24 protein-coding genes are annotated in these 21,522 nt (G+C 72.3%); 12 read left to right on the top strand and 12 right to left on the bottom strand.

The window, feature by feature from the left end:
* Positions 1–14: 14 nt before the first annotated feature.
* A complete protein-coding gene (locus tag ABH925_RS28015) occupies positions 15–527 on the bottom strand; it encodes a hypothetical protein (protein WP_370152092.1) in 513 nt (170 codons plus the stop codon).
* 147 nt (positions 528–674) lie between these two features.
* On the opposite strand from ABH925_RS28015, the gene ABH925_RS28010 reads away from it, so the two are divergent.
* Both ABH925_RS28010 and ABH925_RS28005 read left to right on the top strand, forming a co-directional pair.
* Complete coding sequence (locus ABH925_RS28010) at positions 675–1,649, top strand: ArsR/SmtB family transcription factor (RefSeq protein WP_370152090.1); 975 nt, start codon at positions 675–677, stop codon at positions 1,647–1,649.
* Positions 1,650–1,754: 105 nt separating this feature from the next.
* Positions 1,755–1,922 (top strand): hypothetical protein, encoded by a 168-nt coding sequence (locus ABH925_RS28005; protein WP_370152087.1) that lies wholly within the window; start codon positions 1,755–1,757, stop codon positions 1,920–1,922.
* A 201-nt stretch (positions 1,923–2,123) separates the two neighbouring features.
* On the opposite strand, the gene ABH925_RS28000 is transcribed toward ABH925_RS28005, so the two are convergent.
* The gene (locus ABH925_RS28000) at positions 2,124–2,516 is read right to left on the bottom strand and encodes a DUF5997 family protein (RefSeq protein ID WP_370152085.1); all 393 of its coding nucleotides are present in this window, start codon (positions 2,514–2,516) and stop codon (positions 2,124–2,126) included.
* Between the two features lie 56 nt (positions 2,517–2,572).
* Here ABH925_RS28000 and ABH925_RS27995 point away from each other — a divergent pair, with 56 nt between their 5' ends.
* Positions 2,573–3,373 carry a LysR substrate-binding domain-containing protein gene (locus ABH925_RS27995; protein WP_370152084.1) on the top strand — a complete coding sequence of 267 codons (801 nt, stop codon included), beginning with the start codon at positions 2,573–2,575 and terminating at the stop codon, positions 3,371–3,373.
* Between the two features lie 17 nt (positions 3,374–3,390).
* Here ABH925_RS27995 and ABH925_RS27990 read toward each other — a convergent pair whose 3' ends face one another.
* Together ABH925_RS27990 and ABH925_RS27985 are read right to left on the bottom strand one after the other, a co-directional pair.
* Positions 3,391–3,654 carry a hypothetical protein gene (locus tag ABH925_RS27990; RefSeq protein ID WP_370152082.1) on the bottom strand — a complete coding sequence of 88 codons (264 nt, stop codon included), beginning with the start codon at positions 3,652–3,654 and terminating at the stop codon, positions 3,391–3,393.
* Between the two features lie 578 nt (positions 3,655–4,232).
* Positions 4,233–5,861, bottom strand: a complete 1,629-nt coding sequence (locus tag ABH925_RS27985; protein ID WP_370152081.1) for a sigma-70 family RNA polymerase sigma factor — start codon at positions 5,859–5,861, stop codon at positions 4,233–4,235.
* Positions 5,862–6,136: 275 nt separating this feature from the next.
* Here ABH925_RS27985 and ABH925_RS27980 point away from each other — a divergent pair, with 275 nt between their 5' ends.
* Positions 6,137–6,358: a hypothetical protein gene (locus ABH925_RS27980; RefSeq protein WP_370152079.1), complete on the top strand. Its 222-nt coding sequence runs from the start codon at positions 6,137–6,139 to the stop codon at positions 6,356–6,358.
* A gap of 120 nt (positions 6,359–6,478) precedes the next feature.
* Here the strand turns inward: ABH925_RS27980 and ABH925_RS27975 are convergent, their stop codons facing one another.
* The 4 genes from ABH925_RS27975 to ABH925_RS27960 form a co-directional block, all read right to left on the bottom strand.
* A complete protein-coding gene (locus tag ABH925_RS27975; RefSeq protein ID WP_370152078.1) occupies positions 6,479–7,039 on the bottom strand; it encodes an isochorismatase family protein in 561 nt (186 codons plus the stop codon).
* A 13-nt stretch (positions 7,040–7,052) separates the two neighbouring features.
* Entirely contained in the window at positions 7,053–7,832 is a 780-nt protein-coding gene (locus tag ABH925_RS27970) for a L,D-transpeptidase family protein (RefSeq protein ID WP_370152077.1), read from the bottom strand.
* A complete protein-coding gene (locus ABH925_RS27965; RefSeq protein ID WP_370152075.1) occupies positions 7,832–8,932 on the bottom strand; it encodes a hypothetical protein in 1,101 nt (366 codons plus the stop codon). Before ABH925_RS27965 ends, ABH925_RS27970 begins: the two co-directional genes overlap by 1 nt.
* A gap of 119 nt (positions 8,933–9,051) precedes the next feature.
* The gene (locus ABH925_RS27960) at positions 9,052–9,804 is read right to left on the bottom strand and encodes an NAD(P)-binding domain-containing protein (protein WP_370152112.1); all 753 of its coding nucleotides are present in this window, start codon (positions 9,802–9,804) and stop codon (positions 9,052–9,054) included.
* 17 nt (positions 9,805–9,821) lie between these two features.
* On the opposite strand from ABH925_RS27960, the gene ABH925_RS27955 reads away from it, so the two are divergent.
* Positions 9,822–11,273, top strand: a complete 1,452-nt coding sequence (locus tag ABH925_RS27955; RefSeq protein WP_370152072.1) for a membrane dipeptidase — start codon at positions 9,822–9,824, stop codon at positions 11,271–11,273.
* Between the two features lie 170 nt (positions 11,274–11,443).
* On the opposite strand, the gene ABH925_RS27950 is transcribed toward ABH925_RS27955, so the two are convergent.
* Complete coding sequence (locus ABH925_RS27950; protein WP_370152070.1) at positions 11,444–12,577, bottom strand: lactonase family protein; 1,134 nt, start codon at positions 12,575–12,577, stop codon at positions 11,444–11,446.
* A gap of 200 nt (positions 12,578–12,777) precedes the next feature.
* On the opposite strand from ABH925_RS27950, the gene ABH925_RS27945 reads away from it, so the two are divergent.
* The 3 genes from ABH925_RS27945 to ABH925_RS27935 all read left to right on the top strand — a co-directional run bounded on the left by ABH925_RS27945 (position 12,778) and on the right by ABH925_RS27935 (position 14,104).
* Entirely contained in the window at positions 12,778–13,455 is a 678-nt protein-coding gene (locus ABH925_RS27945) for an RNA polymerase sigma factor (protein WP_370152067.1), read from the top strand.
* A complete protein-coding gene (locus tag ABH925_RS27940) occupies positions 13,455–13,700 on the top strand; it encodes a hypothetical protein (protein ID WP_370152064.1) in 246 nt (81 codons plus the stop codon). Before ABH925_RS27945 ends, ABH925_RS27940 begins: the two co-directional genes overlap by 1 nt.
* A gap of 143 nt (positions 13,701–13,843) precedes the next feature.
* Positions 13,844–14,104 carry a hypothetical protein gene (locus ABH925_RS27935; RefSeq protein WP_370152062.1) on the top strand — a complete coding sequence of 87 codons (261 nt, stop codon included), beginning with the start codon at positions 13,844–13,846 and terminating at the stop codon, positions 14,102–14,104.
* A 19-nt stretch (positions 14,105–14,123) separates the two neighbouring features.
* Here ABH925_RS27935 and ABH925_RS27930 read toward each other — a convergent pair whose 3' ends face one another.
* A complete protein-coding gene (locus tag ABH925_RS27930; RefSeq protein WP_370152059.1) occupies positions 14,124–14,819 on the bottom strand; it encodes an SHOCT domain-containing protein in 696 nt (231 codons plus the stop codon).
* Positions 14,820–15,006: 187 nt separating this feature from the next.
* Here ABH925_RS27930 and ABH925_RS27925 point away from each other — a divergent pair, with 187 nt between their 5' ends.
* The 3 genes from ABH925_RS27925 to ABH925_RS27915 all read left to right on the top strand — a co-directional run bounded on the left by ABH925_RS27925 (position 15,007) and on the right by ABH925_RS27915 (position 19,909).
* A complete protein-coding gene (locus ABH925_RS27925; protein WP_370152057.1) occupies positions 15,007–16,614 on the top strand; it encodes a phytoene desaturase family protein in 1,608 nt (535 codons plus the stop codon).
* 181 nt (positions 16,615–16,795) lie between these two features.
* A complete protein-coding gene (locus tag ABH925_RS27920; protein WP_370152054.1) occupies positions 16,796–18,346 on the top strand; it encodes an ATP-dependent DNA ligase in 1,551 nt (516 codons plus the stop codon).
* A gap of 117 nt (positions 18,347–18,463) precedes the next feature.
* Positions 18,464–19,909, top strand: coding sequence for a glyceraldehyde-3-phosphate dehydrogenase (locus ABH925_RS27915; RefSeq protein ID WP_370152052.1), 1,446 nt, complete (start codon positions 18,464–18,466; stop codon positions 19,907–19,909).
* Between the two features lie 80 nt (positions 19,910–19,989).
* On the opposite strand, the gene ABH925_RS27910 is transcribed toward ABH925_RS27915, so the two are convergent.
* Positions 19,990–20,163, bottom strand: a complete 174-nt coding sequence (locus ABH925_RS27910) for a hypothetical protein (protein WP_370152049.1) — start codon at positions 20,161–20,163, stop codon at positions 19,990–19,992.
* Positions 20,164–20,472: 309 nt separating this feature from the next.
* On the bottom strand, positions 20,473–21,045 hold the full coding sequence (locus ABH925_RS27905) for a hypothetical protein (protein WP_370152046.1): 573 nt from the start codon (positions 21,043–21,045) through the stop codon (positions 20,473–20,475).
* Positions 21,046–21,235: 190 nt separating this feature from the next.
* On the opposite strand from ABH925_RS27905, the gene ABH925_RS27900 reads away from it, so the two are divergent.
* Entirely contained in the window at positions 21,236–21,454 is a 219-nt protein-coding gene (locus ABH925_RS27900) for a hypothetical protein (RefSeq protein WP_370152043.1), read from the top strand.
* Positions 21,455–21,522: the final 68 nt, after the last annotated feature.

Here is a 21,522-nt window from a genome sequence, read left to right as displayed (position 1 = left end):
TCAGAGGCTTCCGGTCAGCCGAGCACGGTGCACAGGTTCTCCGTGGCGCCCTGGTGGGAGAGCACCTGCGGACCGACGCCGGGATGGGTCTCCAGGACCGTTCTGCCGTCGTACACCCACTCCCCGGGCGACTCGTAGGGGTTGCCGACGTGGATGCCGAGACTGATGTGACCGCTGACCACCCAGGTCTGGGTCCCGTCGGAGTGGTAGTACAGCCAGCCGGTACCGGCCAGGTCCCGGGTCACCGAGGCGCCGCTCGCGGTGTTGGTGAAGCGGATGGTCAGCGGACCGGTGATCTCCTGCTCGGTCGGCGCGCCGTTCGGGCCGGTCGCCAGCGTCCTGATCCGTTCCTGGTCGACGACGATGTCGCCCTTCACCTCGAACGCGCAGGTGGTGCCCGCCTCGTCGACGAACGGGCTGGTGCGGTACGGCTGCCAGGGGGAGGGAGCGCACGCCTGGGCAGCGGGCGCTGCCGTCGCCAGGGCCCCGACGGCCAGTACGACCGAGAACAGACGTTGCACGCGCATGACGGCTCCTCAGCTGGATCGGTTTCCGGTGCATCGATCCTGGAACGGCCCGGTCGCCCGCCGCGATGGTTTCGGCGGAGCCCGAAACCACCACGCCCGTCGTCCGTATGCGATAGAACGTCAGTACGCCAACCCGCGGAGGCGAGCATGCTGCGTGTGCACTTCACGGTCGACGACCTGCTCAGGGTCCGGTTCGCGTCCGATCCCGCACCGCTGCTCGAACTCACCCTGGCCATGGCGCACCTGAGGCGGACCGACGCAGGCACCGCGTTCACCCGCTGGCGGCGCACGGCGCGCGCCGCGCTGGTCTCCTCGGCGCAGCCGCTGCTGGACCTGGTGCCGCCGGACGGCACGGGCCCGCTGTTCCTGGACCCGATCAGCGAGGGCCTTGAGGACGGCATCGACCTGATCCGTTCCGCACCCCGCGCGTTCGTCTCCTCCGAACTGCGGCGGCTCGGCGCGACGCACGGCCGGGTCACCCCGTGGATCACCGACCTGGCGGACCAGGACGGCGAAGCCTGGCGCACCCTCACCACCGCAGTGCGCGCCGCCCACGACACGCTGCTCAAACCGGACTGGGCCAGGGTCCGCCAGGCCGTGAGCAGCGACGTGGCCTGGCGCAGCCGCCTGCTGGCGGAGCGCGGTCTCCAGGAGACCCTCGCCGGTCTGTTCCCCGGCTCGCACTGGGAGGCGACCGTGTGGTGCGTCCCGCACCGGCACACCAGGGACCTGCATCTCGCGGGCACCGGGCTGACGCTGATGCCCTGCGCGTTCGGGATGAGCCATCCGCTCTGCTGCCGCCACCCGGACGGCTCGGTGCTGATCCTCTATCCCGCGCTCACGCCCCTCCCGATGGCCGGCGGCACCCCGGATCCGGACGCCCTGTCCGCCCTGCTCGGCCCCACCCGGGCCCACGTCCTCCATCTGCTCACCACGCCGTGCACCACGACCGGCATCGCCCGGGAACTCCGCATCAGCCTGCCCTCGGTCTCCGAGCACGCGGGCACGCTCCGCGCGGCCGGGCTGATCACCACCCGGCGCGAGGGCAAGTCCGTCCGCCATGTCTGCACCGCCCTCGGCAGCCGCCTCCTGCAGGCCGGCACGGCCACCGCGAACTGTTAGGGCTGCCCAGGGCGGGTGCGGTGGTGGCGCACGGCTTCCGGCGAGGGGGTGCGGGTGTGCCGGGCCGGGGGACAATGGGGGTGCCACGCCAGTACGGAGGCCGCCATGTCGCACCATCTCCACATCGGCCCTGGACTCCTCCACCGCGGCCACCACAGCCACCGGAGCGGCAGCCCGGCGGTCGGCAGCAGCGCCGTCCTGTGGGTCATCTTCGCCTTGGTCGTGATCGCGCTGGTGATCGCCTCGGGCGCGAACGCCCTCCCCGGTCAGTGAACGTCACTCCGGACACTGGCGGCCGCCATGCGCACCCACAGCCACCACGGACCCCGGCTCAGCTACGGCCGGACCTGGATCTCCCTGGCCGTGCTCGCGATCGTGATGGTCGTCGTCCTCACCGTCATTGGTCACTGACGGTGACAGGGCCCGGTGTCTGAGCCCGGGTCTGAGGGGAGATCCGCCGCCCTCGGAGCCCGGCTACTTCCTGGGCTTCTCCTGGCTCTTCTCCTTGATGCGCTGCGCCTCCTTGCGGACGTCGGCCTGGGTGGCGCGCTCGTGCTGGAGCCACAGCGGATTCTCCGCCTTCAGCTCGTCGATCTCCGCCGTGGTGAGCGCGTCGGTGACGCCGCCGCGCGCGAGACCCGAGATGGAGACGCCGAGCTTGGCCGCGATGACCGGACGGGGGTGCGGGCCGTTGCGGCGCAGGTCCGCGAGCCACGTGGGCGGTTCGGCCTGCAGGGCGTTCAGCTCCTCGCGGGAGACGACGCCCTCCTGGAACTCGGCGGGGGTGGCCCCCAGATAGACACCGAGTTTCTTCGCCGCGGTCGCGGGCTTCATGGTCTGGGTCGTCTTCGGCTTGAGCGAGGTCATGGGGTCAAGGGTAGCGAGCGAGAACCTGTGCTGATCACGGCAGGTAGCCTGGCCGCGTGACAGAAACGCAAGGACCCGCCTCGTTCCGGCTCGCGTACGTGCCCGGAGTGACGCCCGCCAAATGGGTGCGCGTCTGGAAGGAGCGGCTGCCTGACGTCCCGCTCGCCCTGATCGGCGTGGCGGCCGCCGACGGCGGGCAGCTGTTGCTGGACGGGGGCGCCGACGCCGGGCTCGTACGCCTGCCGGTCGATCGGACCCGCCTCAGCGCGATCCCGCTCTACACCGAGACCACGGTGGTCGTGATCCCGACGGATCACCCGGCGACCGCCGCGACCGAGGTGGCCGCCGCGGAGCTGTCCGACCTCATCGTCCTGCACCCGCTGGACGACACGCTCGCATGGGAGACCCGCCCCGGACTGCCCGCGATCGAGCGGCCCGCCACCACGGCGGACGCCATCGAACTGGTGGCGGCGGGGGTGGGGGTCCTCGTGGTCCCGCAGTCGCTCGCCCGCCTGCACCACCGCAAGGACCTCACCTACCGGCCGGTCCCGGACGCACCGCAGTCGCAGGTCGCGCTGTCCTGGCCGGAGGACAGGACCACCGACCTGGTCGAGGAGTTCATCGGCATCGTCCGCGGCCGGACCGCCAACAGCACGCGGGGGCGTACCCCGGCGGCCACGCAGCCGAAGCAGGAGCAGAAGCAGCGGAAGAAGCAGCCGAAGCCTCAGCAGAAGCAGGGCGCGACGACCGGCAAGCCCCGGCAGGGTGCCGCCGGCAAGCAGGCCGGGGGGCGCAAGCGCAGCGGTTCGGGCACCCCGGCCACCGGCAGGCGCGGCAAGCCGGGACGCCGTTCCTGAAGCCTGCCCACGCGTTCTCACTGCGTCGGATTCGGGCCCCACAGTCCCCGGCGCAGCCGGATCCGGAGGTGGCCCCGACGGCGCGGGAAGAGCCTCTGGGTGAGCGGTACGCCCAGGTCCCAGTCGCTTTCGAGGAAGCGGTGGGTGGTGTAGTCGAGTCCGGCGGCCGCGGCGAGCTCGCGGAGCTGCCGCTCAGGGAAGCCCAGGGCGGGCATGGTGACCAGTCGACGACCGGCGCCGTCCAGCAGCAGCAACTGGAACTCGGACCTGGCGTCGAGCACGTCCGTCTGGCGTGGGCCAGCTGCCCGAAGTGCTCGTACCGGCCCGTCGGCAGCCCGGACCCGTTGCCGCGCCACTGCCAGTACGAGCGGGCCAGCAGTTCCAGCGTCGCGCCGAGCAGTGACAGCGACGAGAGGCGCAGTGCGATCCGCCGCGAGCGCCGGCGCAGCCGGATCCCTTCCGGCAGGTCGTCCTCCGGTGCGCGCCACACCCGCCAGGTCAGCGCGGCCAGAAAGCACGGCAGCGAGGCTGCCATGAGGACATCCGGCGGACCGACGCGGCCGTCCCAGCCGCTGACGAGCAGGCCGAGGCCGGTCAGCGACAGCAGCGCGGTGACGGTGCGCCCCACTCCCCGTGACCAACGTCTCCGCCGACGCTCCAGACCCGATGCGAACATGTGCCAGGCATCACTCATCGCCGCCCCCGTGTGCCGCCACACCGCGTGTCGGCACCTGGAAGTATGCCGCCGGACCTGGGGCCCCGGACAGTGCCCGGCACGGTGACGCCGGCCGCGCTCTGGAGCCCCCGCGGCCGCGTCCGTACGCCGCCTTCGGCACGCCGGACCCGCACGCGGGATCTGTCAGCCGGGTCTGCCGAGGTCAAGGGTCCAGACCAGGCCGCCGGAGTCGGCGGCGGTGCCGACACCGGCGTCGGTGTACTGGCAGTTGAGGAGGTTCTGCTGGTGAATCGCCCCGTCCATCCAGTCCCGCACGACGGTGGCCGGCGACCTGGTGCCCTGGTCGAGGTTCTCGCCCCACATGCTCCACTGGTACCCGGCGGCCGTGATCCGGCTGTCGGCGTTGCCGCCCTGCGGGTCGACGTGGTCGAAGTAGTTCCCGGCCACCATGGAGTCGGAGTGTCCCTGGGCGGCCCGGTGCAGCCGTGGATCGATGCGCAGCGGCGCGCATCCGCTGCTGCTCCGCCGGACGTTGATCAACTCGATGAGCTGCTGTTCGAGGCTGCTCGGGACGGCTGACCGGCTGGGACCGGCTGCGGCGGGGTGGGTGGCCGGTGGAGCCGTCGTCGCCACGGCGGTCGGGGTCGGCGGCGGCGGGGGTGCGGTGCTCGCCGCCGGAGGCTGCTGGGCGGAGCGCGCCGCGTCGGGGCCGGGTGCCGGGCCGGCGCCGAGGAAGGAGTACCCGAGGCCGAGGACGGCCGCGGTGAGCGCGAGCCCACCGGCGACCTGGACCGGCCGCCGCACGCCGCGTCGGCGGCCGTGCGGCCTGCGGGGCGGGGCGGGGTGGGCCGCGCCGGGGTTCTGGGTGAGGTGGCCGGCGTGGGTGGCGTGGCCGGCGTGGCTCGGGTGGGTGGTGTGGCTCGGGGAGCTGGCGTTGGCGGGGTGGCTCGCCTGGCCGGGGTGGCTCGCGTGGCCGGGGTGGACCGGGTGGACGGGGTGGTGGACTGGGTGGACCGGGTGGGGGAGCTGGGCGAATGCGGTGAGGTGGGACGGCGGGGGTACGAGGGCGAGGCCTGCGAGCAGACCCTCGACCGGAACCAGACCACGCCGGTGCCCGGAGCACAGGGTGCAGGTCCGGGCATGGCGGGCTATTCGCTTGCGCCACAGTGCGGCGGGGCGGCCGTCCCATCCGGAGGTCAGCTCGGACAGCTCCGAGCACCGCGGGTCGGCGCAGAGCGCCCGTACCACCATGCGGCCGACCTCCAGTTGCTCCTTCATCCGCTGCACCCGCACCGCGGTGTGCTGCGGTGACAGGCCCATCGCCGCGACCAGTTCGCCGCGGGTGAGCCGGCCGACCGTCTCCAGCCACCATAGCGACAGCAGCTCGCGCTCCTGCTCGTCCAGCCAGCGGGTGGCCTCGGCGACCTCCCTGCGCTGCCCGGACAGGCCGAGCCGAAGGATCGTCAGATCCACGAAGTCCGCGTGCGGGTCGGAGACCTCCGCCATCATCTCGTCCAGTCCCGGTACCGGCGCGTCCCGTCGGGCCGACCAGCGCCGGCGTACCTCGTTCATCGCCACCGCCACCAGCCAGGACCGGAAGGACGCGGGCTCGCGGAGCCGGTCCAGGCCTCCGATGACGCGGATCATGGTCTCCTGCACCACGTCGTCGACATCGGGGTGGCCGCTCATCGCCCGGCCGACGATGTTGTAGACCAGCGGCAGATGGTCGGCGATCAGCCGCTCCCTGGCCCCGGCGTCACCCGCCTGCGCGGCGGCGACCCACTCCGCTCCGCTTCCCACTTCCACGCGCATCCGCAGTCCTCTTACTCGTCAGAACGTCGCTGATCCTCGCAGCTACTGGGGCACCGTGCCGACGACCGCCCCCGGTGCGCAGGAGACCTGGTGGGAGGGTGCCGATAACGAAAACCGGGGCCGGCCTTTTCGCTCCGGCCGGCCCCCCTGACCTGAGGTCCGGCACGGGGAACCGGCGTTCCGCGCGGCGGGGCCGCCTCGGCGTACCGGCAGGGCGACTACGTCACGTGGACGCGGTAGCCGCTGTGGAGCGGTTTTCGGGCATACTGCAGGTAATGACAAACATGAGAATGGCCAAGCGTCACCTGCCGTCCAGCCCTTTCAAAGCTGCTGTCGAGCCGCCGTCCAAGCACTTTGAGGTCGGTAGCCGGGTCAGTCACGATGTCTACGGCCTGGGCCGGGTCACCGATGTCGAGGACGGCGTAGCTGTCCTGGTCGACTTCGGCGTGCTGACGAAGCGCATCGCCAGCCCCTACACCAAGATGACCTGCCTGTAGCGGCCGCCGCCGCCTCAGCGGTCCCCGTTCCCGTCGCACCGCGTTCCAGCCTGTGCTGCCTTCACAACCCGCTGCCGACGCGCTGCCTTCAGACCGTGCTGCCCTCAGCCTGTGCTGCCTTCACGCTGTGCCGCCGAAGTCGACGTCCTTGGTCCCGACCGTCCCGGCGGTCCGCCCCGGTGCGCTCTGGTAGGTCCAGTACAGGTTCGTGTGCGCGATGACCTGGGCCGGCGGCGGCGCCCCCCACGACGTCTGGTCCTCGGTCGTATGGGCGTCGCCGACCAGGGTCGCGTCGTACCCCCTGACGAAGGCGCCGTGGAGGGTCGAGCGGATGCACGCGTCGGTCTGCGCGCCCACGACGACGAGCCGCCCCACTCCGAGACCCGACAGCACGGTTTCCAGGGTGGTGTCCTCGAAGGCGTCCCCGTAGCTCTTCTCGACCAGCGGCTCGGTGTCGCCCGGAGTCAGCTCGGGGACGATCCGCCAGTCGTCGCTTCCCCTGACCAGCTCCGCGTCCGAGTGCTGGACCCAGACCACGGGTGTCCCCTCGTGCCGCGCCTTCTCGACCAGGCTGCCGATGCTCGCGACAACCGTGTCCCGTTCGTGAGCCGCCTTGACCACGCTGTTCTGCACGTCGATGACGAGCAGGGCGGTGTTCGGCCGATTGTCGAGTGTGGTCATGGTCTCCCCTGGGTCACGTCGGGTTCCGTTGTTCACGCACGATAGACCCACCCACTGACAGCGGGCCGTTCCCGTCGGACTCGTCCGCGCGGGTGGCTGAGCCGATGGCGATGACGGGGTGCTGGGAGGGGTCGATCCAGAGCAGGACCTCGGTCATCACGGTGGCCGGCAGGGCGACGCACCCGGCGGTCGGGCCGCGCTGGGGTCCGAGGTCGTGCAGGAAGATCCCGGCGCCGCGGCCGGGGACGGCGGGGTTCATGTTGTAGTCGATGACCAGGGCGTTGTTGTACTGGGTCGGGTAGCTGACGAGGTGTTCACTGCCCCGGTCGCCTGCTTCGGTGAGCGGGAATCCGCCCTGTGCGGCGGTGCGCATCTGGTTGTAGTACGGGGACTGCGGGTCCTCGACCCACCAGTCGTCGCCGGTCACCTGGTGGTAGGGCATGGCGGTACCGGGGTCCTGGCCGATTCCGAAGCCCCGGGTGATGGTGTACGTGCCGGTGGGGGTGGTGCCGGTGCCCTGGTGGCGGGTCGCGCCGTCGGTGGTGCCGTGCGAGCCGATGCGGGCCTCGCCGGTGCTGAACAGCTCGACCCAGCCGGCGGCGGTGCCCTGCCAGGCAGTGACGGTGGCGTGGGTGCCGTCGGCCAGCACGGTGATCACCTGGCGGGCGTCACCGAGGGCGACGGGCACCGGGAAGTGCGGCGGCGTGGCCCGGGCGGGGCCCCCGGACAGCAGCGTGGCCGCGACGGCCGCCCCGAGTGCCACGGCGATGACGGGGGCGGCGGTCCGGCGCATCAGGGACGTACGCGGTCGGGCCGGCGTCGCAGCAGGGCGACACATCCGAGCAGGGCCCCGGTGGTGAGTACGGCTCCGAGCGCGAGCTCCGGCACGCTGGCGCCGTGAGAGCCGCCGCCCTCACCCGCGCCCACCGCTCCGCCGACCGTGCTCAGCGCCACCACCTGGTGCATGCCCAGGAACGCGTGCGGCACCCCGGTCTTGTCGTCCGGGACGAAGCACTCCAGCGAGTAGCTCCCGGCCGGCGGGGAGAAGTGCAGCAGCTCGATCCGCGTGGGCGAAATGGCCGCCGCGCCGCGCATCCCCGGTTCGGCGAAGGGGATGCCCGACGGCTTCTGGTTGTGCAGTGTGGCGTCGAAGAACGCCTGGACGGCGGTGTCGGTCACACCGGGGTTGACCCGTTCGAAGACCGCCTCGTGGATCTCGTCGGCCTGATTGGAGATCAGGATGGTGCCCTTGGTGTTCAGCGAGGAGGGGGAGCTGAAACGGGGCAGTCCGTTGACCGAGGTCTGGATGATCTCCTGGTCGTGGGCCGGAACGTCGCTGTCGAAGGTGCCGGTGACCTGGAGGGTGTGCACGGTCACCTGCTGGCCCGGCGCGAAGAGCTGGTTGAAGTCGATGAAGTAGTAGGTGCCCGCGGTCAGCGGGAGGGTGGCCCAGACCGGTGTGAGCGGGTCCACCATGGCGCCGCCCACGGCCAGGACGTCCCGCGTCGCGGCCGCGATCCCGGTCGCCGCGACCGACGGCGTGGTGGAGGTGGCCTGCTGCAGGTCCTTGATCGCCTGGCTCTGCGTCACACCGGTGTTCAGGCGGAAGCCCTGGAGCGTGTGGCCCGCCGAGTCCGAGGTGGAGGTCGCGAAGGTGACGTACCCGGCGCGGAGCTGGGAGGGCAGCGTGAAGCCACTCATCGTCATGGGGACGTTCACCGTCTGCGGCTGACCGCCGTGGTGCGACGCATGCAAGGCCGGGGCACGCACGCCGGTGGCGCTCGCCGAAGCCGGCAGCGCGGCCAGGGACAGCGCGGGCAGGGCGGCCAGCGCGGCGGCGGTGAGCAGGCGGGCGGTGGTTCTGCGACGGGGCGACGTATGAGGAGACGTCACGAGGGGTTCCTTTCGGAGAGGGATGAGTCCGCAACTCCGAAAACCGTATGACGCAAATCGGTCCATCAGCTACTTATTGCGACCAATCGGATACTCTGCGCCGGATCGGCTCTGCCGGCTCAGCTCTGCCGGTCGGTCGGACCAGGGCGGGCCGTGGCGGCGGCCACGTGGGCCGCGGCCACGTCGAGGGCGGCATGGCCGGTCGACTTGAAGACCGTCAGCTCGTCGTCGCTCCGGCGGCCGGGGTGGCGGCCGGAGAGGACCGCGCCCAGCAGGACGGCGTCGTCCTCGGCAAGCCCCTGGAGTTCGTGCGCGCCCGCGGGCGGCGGGCAGGTGACCGCTCCCGGCCACTCGACGAAGAGGGAGCCGCCGCGCAGGACGGCCGCGTCCAGTTCGGGGCCGTCGGAGCCGCCGATCGAGCTCACATGGGCGCCCGGGCGCAGCCAGGCGGGGTCGAACACGGGCGTCCGCGCGCCCGTGCAGCACAGCACCACCTCCGCTCCGCGCACCGCCGCCTCGATCGAAGGCGCTCCGGTCACCCCCGGGCAGGTCGCCGCCAGAGCGTGGGCGCGATCGGCGTCGCGGCCCGCCACGACGGCCTCCGCCGGGGTGTCGAGCGCGGCCAGGACCGCGAGTTGGGCCGCGGCCTGGACGCCCGTGCCGATGACCGCGATCCGCCGGGCGTCCGGGCGGGCCAGCGCGCGCATGGCGACGGTGGCGGTGGCCGCGGTGCGCAGCGCGGTGAGCGGCTCGGCGTCGAGCAGCGCGACGGGGCGGCCGTCCACCTCGTCGAAGAGCACGACCACCCCGCGATGGCTGCTGCGCCCGGGCCGTGCCGGGTCGCGGAAGACGGTGACGAGCTTGGCGGCCAGGCCCAGGCCCGGCGGTCGTGTTGTACCGCTCGGCCACGCTGATGGACGGCAGCGGGGGCCCGGCCCGCCCGGCCACCACCGTCGTCGTCGACGGGGAGCGGATCGTGCGGGTCGCCCCGGACGCGGAGGTCCTCCCCGGCGACCACCCGGGTGCTGAACTGGAGGACCTGACCGGCCGTTTCGTCATTCCCGGGCTGATCGACACGCACCAGCACATCGCCACCCCGCCCGACCGGCCGCTGGCGGAGCAGGTTCTGCGGCGTGACCTGCTCGGCGGCGTCACCGCCACCCGTGACATGGTCGACGACCTGCGCCAGGTCGGTGACATCGCCCGTGCCGCGCTGGTGGGGGAGATCGCCGCCCCGGACATCTGCTACGCCGCGCTGACGGCGGGGCCCGGCTTCTTCGAGGACCCGCGCACCTGGCGGGTCAGCCAGGGCGCCACCCCTGGAGCCGTGCCGTGGATGCAAGCGATCACCGCGGAGACCGATCTGCCGCTGGCGGTGGCCATGGCCCGTGGCACCTTCGCCTCCGCGATCAAGATCTACGCCGATCTGCCGGCCGAGACCGTCGCGGCCCTGACCGCCGAGGCGCACCGGCAGGGCATCGGCGTCTGGGCGCATGCCGCCGTCTTCCCGGCCGCGCCGGGCGAGAACGCCCGGGACCTGCTCAAGGTGCGGACCGCGGCCGACATCCCTCGCGCCCGGGAGGAGGGGAGGATCGGCGTCGTCTACGGTTTCCAGAACGCCGTCGCGGTCGGCGACGACCTGGACCGGATCGACCTGTTCGGCGAACTCGGGGTTCGTGTCATCCAGTTGACGTACAACCAGGCCAACGGGCTGGGCGACGGATCGATGGCGCCGGGGAACCGCGGGCTCACGCCGTTCGGGCGCGAGGTCGTGGAGCGCCTCAACGAGTGGCGGCTCATGGTCGATCTCTCCCACAGCGGTGAGCGCACCTGCCTGGACGCGGTCCGCCACTCCACCGCGCCGGTCTCCGTCAACCACACCGGCTGCCGGGCCATCGCCGACCTCCCGCGCAACAAGACCGACGAGGAACTGCGGCTGGTCGCCGACCGGGGCGGTTTCGTCGGCGTGTACTTCATGCCCTTCCTCAGCACCACCGGGCACGCCCGCGCCGAGGACGTCGTCGAGCACCTGGTGCACGCGGTGAACGTCTGCGGCGAGGACCACGTCGGCATCGGCACCGACGGGCCCGTCACCGCGATCGACGACCTGGACGCCTATCGGGAGCGCCTCGCCGCGCACGTCGCCGAGCGCCGGGCGGCCGGGGTCAGCGCCGCGGGCGAACGCGCGGACACCCTCCCCTTCGTCCTCGACCTGCGCGGCGTCGACCAGTTCCGCAGCCTGATCCACCTGCTCGAAGGGCGCGGCTGGACCGACCGGCGCATCGCCAAGGTCATGGGCGTCAACTTCCTCGCCTACGCCGAGCGGATCTGGGCGGCCTGACGCGGCGATTCGCTCCGGGGAGGCTGAACCGCGTGCCCGCCCGCGTCCGCGCCGGTACCGACCTCGCGCCCGTCCCCGCCCGTTGCGCCGGGGTGGCCGTCGGCGTGGCCGTGGGCGTGGCCGTCGGGGTACGCGGCGTGTGGACCACCGCGTACCCCGACGGCCGGGGATCACAGGGCGACGATGCCCTCTCCGCCCACGGCGCCGGGGACGGTGACCGACCCGACCGGGGTCAGCGTGCCGTCCGGGTTCACCCGGAACTCGTCCACGATGCCGTTGATGCCGGTCTGGTCGTAGAGGGTGCGGCCGTCCGAGGACGCCGCCGCGTCCACCGCGCCCGGGTCGGTCCCGGTGCTGCTGATCGCGGTGAGTCCGTGCCCGCTGTCCTGGAACCCGGTCACGCTCGCGCTGGCCGCGTTGGCGGCGTACAGCCGGTGGCTGGTGGCGAGGATCCAGCAGGTCGCCGTCTGACCGGTGGGCGCCTGGGCCACCGCGGTGAGCGTGCCGTCGTGGCCGACCCGGTAGGTGGCGACGGAGTTCGTACGGGCCTGCGCGACCGCGAGGCGCCCCGCGGCGTCGAAGGCGAGGCCGAACGGGGCGGTGCCGGGCACGGTGTTGACCACCGGGAGTGCCGACGGAGTCCCGTACCGTCCGAGCGGGAACACCTCGATGCTGTTTCCGGCGCCCTTGGTGGTCACCACCACCCGGGAGCCGTCGGGGGTGAGCCCGACCTGGCCCACGGTGTTCGCGGACGCGGCCGGGGCGGGGCTGATCGCCAGGGCGCGGTTCCAGCTCGGCACCTCGACCAGGCGGTGCCCGACCCGCAGATAGCCCTGGATGGAGCCGCCGGCAAGGGTGTTGGCGACGTAGACCTTGTCGCCCTGGGCGGTGACGCTGACCGGGAAGCTTCCGCCGGAGGAGATGATCTGCTCGCGGACCAGCCGGTCGCCGTGCACGGAGAAGACCGTGACGGTGTCGCTGCCCGCGTTGACCGCGTAGAGCAGCTTGGCGTGAGCGTCGTAGCTGAGGGCGCCCTGGGAGGCGAGGTGGTCCGGACCGGTGCCCGGCAGGTCGCCGCCCAGCCCTCCGGTGCTGTAGCTGCCGGCCTGGTGCAGTGTCCCGTCGGCGGCGCGGTCGTAGGCGACCACGGTGTTGCCGCCGGTGTTGTCGGTCTGCACGAACACCGGGGCCGAGGACGGCCGGTGGCCCTGGGCGGCGGTTACGGCGAAGGCCGGCACCGTGTACGCCGCCACGGCAGCCACGGTGGTGAGGCCGAGGGATGCGGCGCGGACTGTGAATCGCATGAGTGCTCCTCATTGGGCGGTGGGTGAACACTGTGTTGGTGCCGCGGGCGGGGGCGGCTCTTACCCGCGGTCCCGGGCACGTTCGCGGCCCGTAACATCTCCCCGGACGTCAGGGTCGGGCGGCCGGGCAGGTGTTACCGAACGCTGGCAAGCACGGTTCCGGCGCCCCGGCGCGCGTCGAGCCCGGCTAGGGTCGCCGTATGGGTCAAGCGAACGCGGGGGCGGACGACCCCCACACCTCGGTCACGGCACCCGACCAGGACTCCGACGCATGGGTGGATGGACTCACCCGGGCCGCCGGCCCGGAACGGGACCGGACCCTGAACCGGTTGCACCCGCTGCTCCTGCGGATCGCGCGCCGTGAACTGCAACGCCGTGCCGCCGCAGCCGGCGGACAGCAGATCACCGGCCCCGAGCTGGACGATCTGGCCCACCAGGCCGCCGCCGACGCCCTGTTGGCGATCACCCGCAGGGTCGGCGAGTTCCGCGGCGAGAGCCGCTTCACCACCTGGGCGTACCGGTTCGTCATCCTGGAGGTGTCCTCCAAACTGGGCCGCCACTTCTGGCGGACGCCGGACGCGCGGATGGACAGCGAGGACTGGGAGCGGCTGCCCGACACCTTCGGTCTCGACCCCGCGCGGGAGGCGGAGTGGCGCAGCCTCGTCGCTGCGCTGCACCGGGCGGTGGAGCAGGAACTGACCACCCATCAGCGCCGGATATTCTCCGCGCTGGTGCTGGACGGCGTGCCGCTGGACGCGCTCGTCGTGACACTGGAGACCAACCGCAACGCCGTCTACAAGGCGCTTTTCGACGCGCGCCGTAAGCTACGCGCCAACCTGGTGGCCAACGGGTATCTGACCCGGGAGGTGAGGCGATGATGAGTGACTGGCCCGAGCTCGACCGCTTCCTGCGCACCGATCCGCGCGATGTGGGGTGCGCGGGGGCGCTGGAGGTCCTTCACGTCTACGTCGACCTCCTGGCCGCCGGCCAGGAGGTCGAGCAGCGCTACCCCGGAGTCGCGGCACACCTGCTGGCCTGCGGCCCCTGCGGCGAGGACTTCGAGGGCCTGCTCGCCGCAGTGACGGCCCCGGACGTCCCACGCCCACCGCAGCCGTTGCCGTAGGACCTGCGAGTTACCGTGCGGTTGCGCACGGTAGCGAGAATCCCGACCGGCTGAGAAGGGCACGAGCCGTCGCCTCGCGCATGTGCTCGATCCGGGTTTCCCTGGAGATGGACGCGTGGTGTCGCGACACCCTGGGAGACGCAGTGCCCAACTACTTCTGGTTCTCGATCATGACCGACGTCACCGGGAAGGAACACCCCGAGCAGCCCGCGGGTGGACCGTTCCCGTTCGACGGGACGGCGGAGGAGTACGCCTGGCACATCCTTGAGCTGCGCAAGCAGGCGCGGGTGCACAACCCTCCCCAGACGCCGGCGAAGCTGCTCGTGCGGGTCTGGCAGACCGCCATCATCCAGCAGGGCCGGGAGCCGGACGCCGAGGCGCTCTGGGCTGCGTCCGGCCAGTAGCAGCTCATCCAGGGGGTGCCTAGCCGGCCAGGATTCGGGCCTTCTCAGCAGCGAATTCCGCGTCGGTGAGAACGCCGGTGGCGTGGAGTCGGCCGAGCCTGGCCAACTGCTCCAGCCGCTCGGTGTTCGACGAGCCCGCCGACGTCGGAGCGGCCAGGGTCGTGAAGGCGGCGCGCACATCGGACTTGGACATGCCCTGGAACGGGCGCACGCCACGGCTCCGGGCGGCTTCGGCCTCCGCACGGAGCCGGGTGAGGTCGATGGCGACGCGCTTGCGGTTGCGCGGACTCACCGCGACGTCCACGGTCGTGCCTTCGGTGATCCCGGTCGCGCAGACGCTGCAGTCGGTCTCGTACGGGTTCTTGCCGGAGATGCTGACTCTGAGCCGGTACTTGTAGACGCGGGGCGCCTCCCAGGCGAACTCGCCGCTCTGGATGACCTCGTTGGTCGCCTTGCCCGACAGCACCACCGCGGTGCCGCGGACGCCCCGCTTGAGCAGGCGCGGGTCGCCGTTCTTGATCACCGCCATGGTGAGGTACATGGCGTACCCGAACGGTCCCCACCACAGGCCGAGGATCACCACGGCCACCAGCACCGCCCGGACGGCGACCGGCAGGGCGTGGATGGCGATGATCCCGACGCTGATCGGCAGGAAGCCCAGCGACATCACGCCGAAGACCAGCCAGCAGACGAGTGAGATCCGGTTTGCGGTCATGTCGACTGCCGTCCTGCAGCCTGACGGCCGCCTGTGGGAGAAGCCGCTGGAGGGAGCGGGTGCTGATGCGGCGCCAGGATAGGGGATCGCGACACGCATTATGGTGTCGGATCGGCGGCGGTCCCGACTCGGCCGGCCGGCCGGCGACCCCTCGGCAAACGGTGGTCCGGGCTGGTAGGACTGCCGTATGAGTGAACCGCTGGACGTGGGGTCGAAGAGCGTGGGGTCGGGGACCGTGCGGTCGAGCTACGACGTGGTCGTCGTCGGCGGTGGCCACAACGGGCTGGTCGCCGCCGCGTACCTGGCACGGGCCGGGCGCAGCGTGCTGCTGCTGGAGCGGCTCGGCCACACCGGAGGCGCGGCGGTGTCGACCCGGGCCTTCGGCGGGGTGGACGCGCGGCTGTCGCGGTACTCGTACCTGGTGAGCCTGATGCCTCGGCGGATCATGGCGGATCTGGGCCTGAGCGTGGAACTGCGGCGGCGCAGGATCTCCTCGTACACGCCCGTGCTGCGCGGGGACGGGCAGGCCGACGGGCTGCTGGTGGACCACGGCGACCCGGCCGGCACGGCCGAGTCGTTCCGCCGCGTCACCGGCTCGGACCGGGAGTACGCCTCCTGGCGGGAGTTCTACGGGCGGACGCAGCGCGTCGCCGAGGCGGTGTTCCCGACGCTCACCGATCCGCTGCCGCAGCGGGAGGAACTGCGGAAGCGGATCGGTGACGACGCGGCCTGGGAGGCTCTGTTCGAGCGGCCGCTGGGCGAGGCGGTAGAGGCCGCCTTCGCCGACGACCTGGTGCGCGGGGTGGTCCTGACGGACGCGCTGATCGGGACGTTCACCTCTGCGCACGACCCCTCGCTGCGGCAGAACCGCTGCTTCCTCTACCACGTGATCGGCAACGGCACGGGGGACTGGGACGTCCCGGTGGGTGGGATGGGCGCGGTCACCGACGCCCTTGCCACGGCCGCCCGTTCGGCCGGTGCCGAGCTGCTGACGGGCGGTGAGGTGACCGCCGTCCGCACCGACGGGAGCCGGGCCGAGGTCGACTTCCGTTACGGCGAGCGGGAGTTGCGGGTGGGTGCGGCGCAGGTGCTGTGCAACGCCTCGCCCCGGGAACTGGAGCGGTTGCTGGGTGACGAGCCGTCAGGGCCCGATCCGGAAGGCTCCCAGCTGAAGGTCAACATGCTGCTGCGGCGCCTTCCCCGGCTCCGCGACCGTTCGGTGGACCCGGCCGCCGCCTTCGCCGGGACCTTCCATGTCGCGGAGTCCTACCGGCAGTTGGCCGACGCGTACCGGGATGCCGAGTCGGGGGTGGTGCCGCTGGTCGCGCCCTCCGAGCTGTACTGCCACTCGCTGACCGACCCGTCGATCCTCGGTCCGGAACTGCGCGAGCAGGGCTACCAGACGCTGACGCTGTTCGGACTGCACCTGCCGGCCAGGCTGTTCGCGACCGGGGACCACGACGCGGTGCGCGAGGCGGCACTCGCGGCGGTGCTGGCGCAACTGGACGCGGTGCTGGACGAGCCGCTGGCGGACTGCCTGGCGCTGGACGGTGACGGCAACCCCTGCATCGAGGCACGCAGCCCGCTGGACCTGGAACGGGACCTGGGCCTGCCCGGCGGCAACATCTTCCACCGCGACCTCGCCTTTCCGTACGCGGACGACGGCGCGGCCGGTCGGTGGGGTGTCGCGACCGGCCACGCCAACGTCCTGCTCTGCGGGGCGGGCGCGGTGCGCGGCGGCGGTGTCAGCGGCATCCCGGGGCACAACGCCGCGATGGCGGCACTGGGCCGCTGACCCCGACCGGGCCCCGGTGGTGACGGCGGCCGGGGTGACGGCGGTGACGGCGCGCCTACGCGCTGTCGAAGGAGGTGACCCGGGCGTCCGTCCCGAGCAGCACGTGGGAGCCGGTCGGGCCGGCGTGACTCCGCGGACCGCCGCAGGGGCGGGGACCGGTCCGGTCGGTCACGATGGGACCATGCTGCTTCAAGGGGTCGCCGAGGTGTCCCACGTCGTGGCCGCGGAGCCCGCCCGCAACGCCAAGGTCGCCCTGCTCGCCGACCTGCTGCGGGGACTCGGTCAGGCCGACCGCCACGCGGCGGTCGTGCTGCTCTCCGGGGAGTCCCGCCGGATGCGGGTCGGGGTCGGGCCCGCGGCGCTGCGAGAGCTGCCGCCCCCGGCGGACCGTCCGAGCCTGGGCGTCGCCGAGACCGAGGAGGCCCTGCGCGCCATCGCCCAGGTCGAGGGAACCGGCTCCCAGGACCGGCGCGCCCGGTTGCTCTCCGAGCTGTTCTCGCGTGCCACGGCGGTGGAGCAGGGGTTCCTGCGCGGGGTGCTCGGTGGCGATCTGCGGCAGGGCGCACTCGACGCCGTCATGGGCGACGCCGTCGCCAAGGCCGCCGGGGTCCCGGTGGCGGAGGTCCGCCGGGCGCTGATGTTCCGCGGTTCCGCGGCGGCGGTGGCCGATGCCGCGATGGACGGCGGCTCCGCCGCGCTGCGGGCCTTCGGCCTGGAGCTCGGACGGCCGGTACGGCCGATGCTCGCCGCGTCGGCGCCCGACGTCTCGGCGGCGCTCGAACGGATCAGACCCGCCGCGCTGGAGTGGAAGCTCGATGGCATCAGGGTGCAGGTACACCGGGACGGCGACCGGGTCGGCGTGTACACGCGAGGAGTGGACGACATCACCTCCCGGGTGCCGGAGATCGTCGAGGCGGTGCGCGCCCTGCCGGTGCGCTCGGCGGTCCTGGACGGTGAGGTCCTGGCGCTGACGCCGGAGGGCAAGCCCCGGCCCTTCCAGGTCACCGCGGCGCGCACGGCCTCGCGCAAGGACGCGGACGCGCTGCGCGCCGAGGTCCCGCTGAGCGTGTTCTTCTTCGACCTGCTGCACCGCGACGGGGCCGACCTGCTGGACTCGCCCGGCGCACACCGCTTCCAGGAACTGGCGGCCACCGTGCCCGAGGAACTGCGGGTGCCCCGGCTGGTCACCGGCGAGGACGAGGCCGCCCGTGCCTTCTTCCACGACGCGCTCGCGCACGGCCACGAGGGAGTCGTGGTCAAGGATCCGGAGGCGCCCTACTCGGCCGGGCGCCGGGGAGCGGGGTGGATCAAGGTCAAACCCCGGCACACCCTCGACCTGGTCGTCCTCGCCGCCGAATGGGGCAGCGGGCGGCGCCGCGGATGGCTCAGCAACCTGCACCTCGGCGCCAGGGCGGACGGCGCCCCGGACCTGCCGGAGGGGACGGGGGAGTGGGTGATGCTCGGCAAGACCTTCAAGGGACTCACCGACGAGCTGCTGACCTTCCAGACCAGGGAGCTGCTGGCCCGGGAGGTCGGGCGGGACGACTGGGTGGTCCGGGTGCGCCCCGAGCTCGTCGTCGAGATCGCCTTCGACGGAGTGCAGCGCAGCCCCCGCTACCCGGCCGGGCTGACGCTGCGCTTCGCCCGGGTGCTCCGGTACCGCGAGGACAAGGGGCCCGAGGAGGCCGACACCGTCGCCACGGTGCGGGCGCTCGCGGCGGAGGACCTGTGAGCGCTGCGGGCGAGACGCGCCGGAGCCGGGCATCGGCGCTCAGGTGGGACCGCGTGAACGGCCAAACTGGCCGGAAAGCTACCATGTGACCATCGCCTAGCTCGAAAGATGGACCTTGTGACTGTCAATGACGACGTGTTCACGGACTGGAAGAACCGCGAGGAGATCGCGGAGTCGATGATCCCGATCATCGGCAGACTGCACCGGGAGAGGGACGTCACGGTCCTGCTGCACAGCCGCTCCCTGGTGAACAAGTCCGTGGTCAGCATCCTCAAGACCCACCGCTTCGCCCGCCAGATCGACGGCGAGGAGCTCTCGGTCACCGAGACGATGCCCTTCCTGCAGGCGCTCACCACGCTCGATCTCGGCCCTTCGCAGATCGACATCGGCATGCTCGCCGCGACGTACAAGAACGACGACCGTGGCCTGTCGGTGCAGGAGTTCACCGCCGAGGCGGTCATCGGCGCCACCGGTGCCAACAAGCTGGAGTGTCGCGAGTCGCGCGACGTCGTCCTGTACGGGTTCGGCCGGATCGGCCGCCTCCTCGCCCGCCTGCTGATCGAGAAGGCCGGTTCGGGCAACGGCCTGCGGCTGCGCGCCATCGTCGTGCGCAACAGCGGCGGCGAGGACATCGTCAAGCGCGCCTCACTGCTGCGGCGCGACTCGATCCACGGCCAGTTCCAGGGCACGATCACCGTCGACGAGGCGAACAACAAGATCATCGCCAATGGTCACGAGATCACGGTGATCTACTCCGACGACCCGACATCGGTGGACTACACGGCGTACGGCATCAACGACGCCATCCTCATCGACAACACCGGCCGGTGGCGCGACCGCGAGGGTCTCTCGAAGCACCTCCGTCCCGGTGTCGCCAAGGTGGTGCTGACCGCGCCGGGCAAGGGCGACGTCCCCAACATCGTGCACGGCGTGAACCACGACACGATCAAGCCGGACGAGCAGATCCTGTCCTGCGCGTCCTGCACCACCAACGCGATCGTCCCGCCGCTGAAGGCGATGGCGGACGAGTACGGCGTGCTGCGCGGCCACGTGGAGACCGTCCACTCGTACACCAACGACCAGAACCTGCTGGACAACTACCACAGCTCCGACCGCCGCGGCCGCTCGGCGGCGCTCAACATGGTCATCACCGAGACCGGCGCCGCCTCGGCCGTCGCCAAGGCGCTGCCCGAGCTCAAGGCGCCGATCACCGGCAGCTCGATCCGGGTGCCGGTTCCGGACGTCTCGATCGCGATCCTCAACCTGCAGCTCGCGCGCGAGACCAACCGCGAAGAGGTGCTCGACTACCTCCGCAACGTCTCGCTGACCTCGCCGCTCAAGCGCCAGATCGACTTCATCAGCGCCCCCGACGCGGTCTCCAGCGACTTCATCGGCTCGCGCCACGCGTCGATCGTCGATGCCGGCGCCACCAAGGTCGAGGGCGACAACGCGATCCTCTACCTGTGGTACGACAACGAGTTCGGCTACTCCTGCCAGGTCATCCGCGTCGTCCAGCACGTCTCCGGGGTGGAGTACCCGACCTACCCGGTCCCCGCCGTGTAGCGGTCGATCCCCCCGGTACGGCCCGCGCCCGACGGCGCGGGCCGTACTGCTGTGACCGTCAGTCCGGACGGGGCCCCGGCTCAGTACGGGGTCTGCACGCACAACCGCGCGGAGGCGGAGGGGGCGGTGACGGGTCCGGCGACGGCGGCAGCGACGGCCGCGCCGTCCCGGCCGTCCCCGCCGGGCCGGTGTGGGAGGCCGTGCTCGTGGAACTGCGCGCCGGGCGCACCGGGGCGAGCGTCCGGCTCGCCCACGTCCTGAGCACGCCCCTGATGGTCACGCTGGCACGCACCCCGTACAGCGAGACGCCGGGCCGCGACCCGAGGGAACTGCTCGACTCCGAGCGGTTCCCGGCCGAGCACTCCCTGGAGGAGCATCTCCTGGCGGGCTTCATCACCACGGTCTACCGGCGTCGCGTGCGCGAACGTCCGGTCGGCGGCCGCCGGGGCAGCACGCGGACCTGGGACCCGGAGCGTGCCCGGCACTGGCTCGGCTACCTCGCCCAGCACCTGGTCCGGCTCGACCGGGACCAGCAGGACCTCGCCTGGTGGCAACTGGGCGAATCACTGCGGCGTTCGACCCGCGTGCTGACGGCGGTGCTGGCCTGCGCCCTCTGCGTCACCCTGTCCGACTGGCTGGTGGGCCTGCTCGCCTCCGCGTCCGCCATCTTCTCGTCGGGCCCCGGCCAGGGACTGCTGGACGGCCTCCTGATCGGACCGACCGCGGGCCTGGCCTTCGGCGCCGTGTACGCGGTGATGCTCGCGTTCGGCGGCGGCGTCATCGAGCCCACCCGGGTACGCCTCCGGCTGTCGGGCCGCCATGACGGCGTCGCCCGCGCTCCGGGCCGCGCCTTCGCCGCCCGGTTCGGCCTCGTCCTGCTGGGCGGCAGCGTGATGGGTGTGGGGACCCCCTGCGCGACGATGCTCGAACGGGGACTGTACGACGGTCTCCCGTTGACGAATCCGGCGGTGATCGAGGGCACCCTCATCAACATGCTCGCGTTCGGGCTGATCTTCGGCTCGGCCGCCGGGCTGGTCTTCGGGCTCGTCGCCGCTTTCGAAGCGCCTCTCGACACCGCCACCGCCGCCACCCCGGTCGGCCTGCTCTCCGCGAACCGGGCGACCGTCGGCCGCCAAACGCTGACCCTGGTACCGCTGCTCACCCTCGCCGTCGCCTTCGCCGGCTTCCCGGTGGTCGCCGTGCTGCAGACCTTCCTGGGTCCGATGAGCTGGGACCTGCCCGACGGGCTCGTCATCGGGGCCATCGGCGGCCTGGGGGGGAGCGTGCTGCTACGCGGCCGCCTTCACCGCCTGGGGCCAGTGGGTCGTGCAGACCCGCCTCTGGCTGCCGCTGACCGGCAAGCTGCCCTGGGACACGGTGGCCTTCCTGGACGACGCCTACCAGCGGGGAGTGCTGCGCCAGACCGGCGCGGTCTACCAGTTCCGGCACCTCCGGCTGCAGCACCATCTCGCCCACGCCTACCGCCGGCAGCAACCCGCCTACGCCCCGGCCAGGTTCACCACGGCCCCGGCGGACCCGGGGTGACACCACCCCTGCTCCGGGACCGGAACCGGGTGCGGGCGCCGTCTGTGCTCCACCGCACCCACACCCGT

Origin of the sequence: Streptacidiphilus sp. EB129 (assembly GCF_041262645.1) — a bacterium.
Classification (GTDB): Bacteria; Actinomycetota; Actinomycetes; order Streptomycetales; family Streptomycetaceae; genus Streptacidiphilus.
Note: the sequence above shows the minus strand (reverse complement) of the source record. Positions and strands in the feature narration are given on the sequence as shown.

What these genes read in the sequence shown, in the direction of transcription:
- ABH925_RS28015 (WP_370152092.1), bottom strand. Translation starts at nt 527, where the DNA reads ATGCGCGTGCAACGTCTGTTCTCGGTCGTACTGGCCGTCGGGGCCCTG.
- ABH925_RS28010 (WP_370152090.1), top strand. Translation starts at nt 675, where the DNA reads ATGCTGCGTGTGCACTTCACGGTCGACGACCTGCTCAGGGTCCGGTTC.
- ABH925_RS28005 (WP_370152087.1), top strand. Translation starts at nt 1,755, where the DNA reads ATGTCGCACCATCTCCACATCGGCCCTGGACTCCTCCACCGCGGCCAC.
- ABH925_RS28000 (WP_370152085.1), bottom strand. Translation starts at nt 2,516, where the DNA reads ATGACCTCGCTCAAGCCGAAGACGACCCAGACCATGAAGCCCGCGACC.
- ABH925_RS27985 (WP_370152081.1), bottom strand. Translation starts at nt 5,861, where the DNA reads ATGCGCGTGGAAGTGGGAAGCGGAGCGGAGTGGGTCGCCGCCGCGCAG.
- ABH925_RS27980 (WP_370152079.1), top strand. Translation starts at nt 6,137, where the DNA reads ATGACAAACATGAGAATGGCCAAGCGTCACCTGCCGTCCAGCCCTTTC.
- ABH925_RS27975 (WP_370152078.1), bottom strand. Translation starts at nt 7,039, where the DNA reads ATGACCACACTCGACAATCGGCCGAACACCGCCCTGCTCGTCATCGAC.
- ABH925_RS27970 (WP_370152077.1), bottom strand. Translation starts at nt 7,832, where the DNA reads ATGCGCCGGACCGCCGCCCCCGTCATCGCCGTGGCACTCGGGGCGGCC.
- ABH925_RS27950 (WP_370152070.1), bottom strand. Translation starts at nt 12,577, where the DNA reads ATGCGATTCACAGTCCGCGCCGCATCCCTCGGCCTCACCACCGTGGCT.
- ABH925_RS27945 (WP_370152067.1), top strand. Translation starts at nt 12,778, where the DNA reads ATGGGTCAAGCGAACGCGGGGGCGGACGACCCCCACACCTCGGTCACG.
- ABH925_RS27940 (WP_370152064.1), top strand. Translation starts at nt 13,455, where the DNA reads ATGAGTGACTGGCCCGAGCTCGACCGCTTCCTGCGCACCGATCCGCGC.
- ABH925_RS27930 (WP_370152059.1), bottom strand. Translation starts at nt 14,819, where the DNA reads ATGACCGCAAACCGGATCTCACTCGTCTGCTGGCTGGTCTTCGGCGTG.
- ABH925_RS27925 (WP_370152057.1), top strand. Translation starts at nt 15,007, where the DNA reads ATGAGTGAACCGCTGGACGTGGGGTCGAAGAGCGTGGGGTCGGGGACC.
- ABH925_RS27920 (WP_370152054.1), top strand. Translation starts at nt 16,796, where the DNA reads ATGCTGCTTCAAGGGGTCGCCGAGGTGTCCCACGTCGTGGCCGCGGAG.